Genomic DNA, 3,360 nt, shown 5'->3' on the forward strand with positions numbered 1-3,360 from the left:
ATTCTTTTGGCATTGCCCCAAAAGAACCAAAAAGGCTAGTTCAATTCATCCTTCATCCCACATCCTTGTCGAATTCTTCCCTTCGCACAATCCAAATATCACCCACATTCGCCTACGTCCCACCAACTCCGGCCCGGGCCAATTGAACCGGCCACCGCACTAGTACATATTTCATAGGAAACCGATTTTTAATTAATGCACTTCTGGTTCCGGTAAACATCACTAAATACTCAAACCAATTCAGAGAAAGTATATCCTGGGTAGTAACCATTATGAAAATTCTAAACACGACAAGGTGGCAACGCCCCTTGTAACTGGCATTACAATACAACTCAGACTGAAGGTCTGAAACTTGTTTGCGTTTTTGCATACTGTATTATGCATTACCTACAGAACCACCTCCCCCTCGTTCCTCAGGGACTCCTCCTTAGCAAGGATGAGAGTTGATTTACAGCTTGCTTAATTACTAGCTAATAACAAATAGCTTTCTTCAACAATAGTATTTTTCTATACGCTTTGTAAAGGCAAAAATCAATTTTTTTTAATTAGAATCACTTATTATATTATATTTGGATCCACATTAATAAAATACGTATCAATTAATGTGTAATTCTCCCCGTACTAGTGTTATTATTCTTTAAATTAAACTATTAGATGTTTTATTTAATGCATTAAAATAACCTTATATCATACGTTTATTGTTGAGTATCTATATTTTAAATACCTAAATAATTAAACAATTAATAAACAGACAATTATCTAAATAAGATATTGGCTTATAAATAATATAATGGAGGCAAGCAACCATTAAAAAAACAGGGCGAAACCGAAAAGCCAAATGAGTAGGAAAATTAAATTAAAAAAAACAATAAAATGGACGCGCAAAAAGTTGACATGTTTATCATGACAAACGGAAAGTTCTTTGAAAGTCACCAAGTTGCTCAACTAAGAGACAGACTTCTGGAGATAGATGACTCTAAATGGGCTTTAATTCAGACCCTACAGTTTAAAGATCCTACTGTAAGTCTTATTGTTTCATTATTTGCAGGAGGTTTAGGTATTGATCGATTTTTTATTGGTGATACAGGTCTGGGTGTTGGTAAGCTATTAACTTGTGGTGGACTCGGTATATGGACTATTGTTGACTGGTTTATGATTATGGGTGCTACCAGAGAGAAAAATCTGGCCAAACTTCAGCAAGTTTTATATTAATGGCACTTAACAGTAATAAGTTATACATATTATTACTAGTAGCTTGTATGGCAGGGTATATTTGGCTTTATTATGATATAAACTCATATCAATCAGGAGAAGAATCTTTTAATGCTTGTTTGATAAAGCATGTAACAAATATCCCTTGTCCATCTTGCGGTTCTACACGTTCCGTAATGTCTTTAATAAAAGGTAACTTTAAAAATGCTTTACTAATAAACCCACTGGGTTATGTTATTGCGTTAATAATGGTTCTGTGTCCTGTTTGGATATTAATTGATATTATTATTAAAAAGAAAACCTTCTTTACATTTTATCAAAAGACAGAACTGTATTTAAGAAAGCCACAATTTGCAATACCATTAATTACATTGGTAATAATAAACTGGATTTGGAATATTATTAAAGGACTATGATAAATGTAACAAAGTTTATATACGAACCGGGAGAGCACGAAGCAGAAAAAGCCTCAAATAGTTATCTGATGTCATTAATTGCTATCATTGCAGGTTTGCCTTTACCTATACTTAATCTAATAGCCACTTTGCTATTTTTTATTGGTAATAGAAAAGGTACTTATTTTGTACGTTGGCATTGTACTCAAGCTCTACTTTCTCAATTTTCGGTGCTAATAATTAATAGTTATGCCTTTTGGTGGACTATATCAATATTTTTTACTAACCAAACAGTCTCTAATAACTATATTGCCTACATAATTGTGGCTGCAATTTTTAATTTAACTGAATTCATTGCAACAATTTATACTGCAATACAAACCAGAAAAGGCTTTCATGTAAAATGGTGGTTTTATGGAGATTTATGTAATGCAATATGTAAATCGGAATAATAAAATGTATTAAAAGATAATTTCTTTTCATGTGTTTAATATTTGTTTCATTTGGTCACATGGAACTCACCAATTTAGTAATACTCGTGTATGAGAACTATTTCTCATGGCTCGTTTCATGAGAATAATTCTGACCGACTAAATAATAAATTTATGAAAAACACTTTTGTTCGGGGAATAATACTAGTAGTTCTGTTTTTCTCTTCCTGGTATATTATTAAACAAATTGACTGGATAGCTCTTTTTAAGGTTCAAAAAGTAACCGATAAAACAGAAGAGAAACTAGGTGAGCTTTTCTGGCGTATCTATAATGAATCTGAAGAAGAAAATACTGATGATTATATCATCAACGCTATTGATAGTATTATAACAAAGATTTGTTTAAAAAATAGCATTGATAGATATAAAATAAAGCTACATATACTTGATAAAAATGAAGTAAATGCCTTTGCCTTACCAAATGGGCATCTTATAATTTATAGTGGATTAATTATAGCCTCTGATAATCAGGAAGAACTTAGTGGAGTTCTGTGTCATGAAATTGCTCATATTGAGAATAACCATGTGATGAAAAAACTGATAAAAGAGGTAGGTCTATCTGTTCTAATTTCTATGGCAACAGGTGATACCGGATCAAATATAATTAAGGAAACTGCAAGAATGATTTCATCTACTGCCTTTGATCGTAAATTAGAAAAAGAAGCGGATATTAAGGCTGTAGAATACCTTATCAATGCAAATTTAAATCCTGAGCCATTTGGTAATTTTCTATATAAAATATCTGAAAAAGAAGAAGATAGCAATGACAACTTAGAATGGTTCAAAACACACCCAAATACAAAAGAAAGAGCTAAATATATTACAGAACACAGTAAAAATAAATATTTTAATCACGAGTTAGCAATTTCCGAAAAAACCTGGTATGATTTACAGGTTAGATTTCAATATAAATAATCTAATTTGTTCTTCAATAATAAGAACCTCCAGCTAGATGGTATAAATAATGATTTTTTATTTCCTCCGGCCTTCAATAAAGACATCATTTTATCTCAGAACACTTCTTCTGGATGCTTAATTACAAGCAAATAACCAAAAGCTATTTCAAACGATAGTATTTTTCTATACTCTTTGCTCCAGTCTCAACGCTATATGCACCTTTATCCTTGTTCCATTCTCCTTACTACCCAAGTTGTTTTTTGGCTCACAAGCTAATGCCGGGAGAACCATTCGGGATTGTGAGATTGTTTATGGATTATAATATCTCGAATATAAAATAATAATGTCTTACCAGACGGGTATTC

Annotated in this window: 5 protein-coding genes; 4 read left to right on the forward strand and 1 reads right to left on the reverse strand. The window is 31.9% G+C overall.

Annotated elements, in window-relative coordinates; translation table 11 throughout:
• Positions 1-112 precede the first annotated feature (112 nt).
• Complete coding sequence (locus tag OM075_RS24560; protein ID WP_301193209.1) at positions 113-370, reverse strand: hypothetical protein; 258 nt, start codon at positions 368-370, stop codon at positions 113-115.
• Between the two features lie 503 nt (positions 371-873).
• Here OM075_RS24560 and OM075_RS24565 point away from each other — a divergent pair.
• From OM075_RS24565 to OM075_RS24580, 4 genes are all read left to right on the forward strand, one after another.
• Complete coding sequence (locus OM075_RS24565) at positions 874-1,212, forward strand: TM2 domain-containing protein (RefSeq protein WP_301193210.1); 339 nt, start codon at positions 874-876, stop codon at positions 1,210-1,212.
• A complete protein-coding gene (locus OM075_RS24570; protein ID WP_301193211.1) occupies positions 1,212-1,628 on the forward strand; it encodes a DUF2752 domain-containing protein in 417 nt (138 codons plus the stop codon). The genes OM075_RS24565 and OM075_RS24570 overlap by 1 nt, the downstream gene beginning before the upstream one ends.
• Positions 1,625-2,059 carry a magnetosome magnetite crystal formation protein family gene (locus OM075_RS24575; protein WP_301193212.1) on the forward strand — a complete coding sequence of 145 codons (435 nt, stop codon included), beginning with the start codon at positions 1,625-1,627 and terminating at the stop codon, positions 2,057-2,059. Before OM075_RS24570 ends, OM075_RS24575 begins: the two co-directional genes overlap by 4 nt.
• A 153-nt stretch (positions 2,060-2,212) precedes the next feature.
• A complete protein-coding gene (locus tag OM075_RS24580; RefSeq protein WP_301193213.1) occupies positions 2,213-3,013 on the forward strand; it encodes a M48 family metallopeptidase in 801 nt (266 codons plus the stop codon).
• The last annotated feature ends 347 nt before the right edge of the window (positions 3,014-3,360 follow it).

Source organism: Plebeiibacterium sediminum (assembly GCF_026013605.1).
Classification (GTDB): Bacteria; Bacteroidota; Bacteroidia; order Bacteroidales; family Marinilabiliaceae; genus Saccharicrinis; species Saccharicrinis sediminus.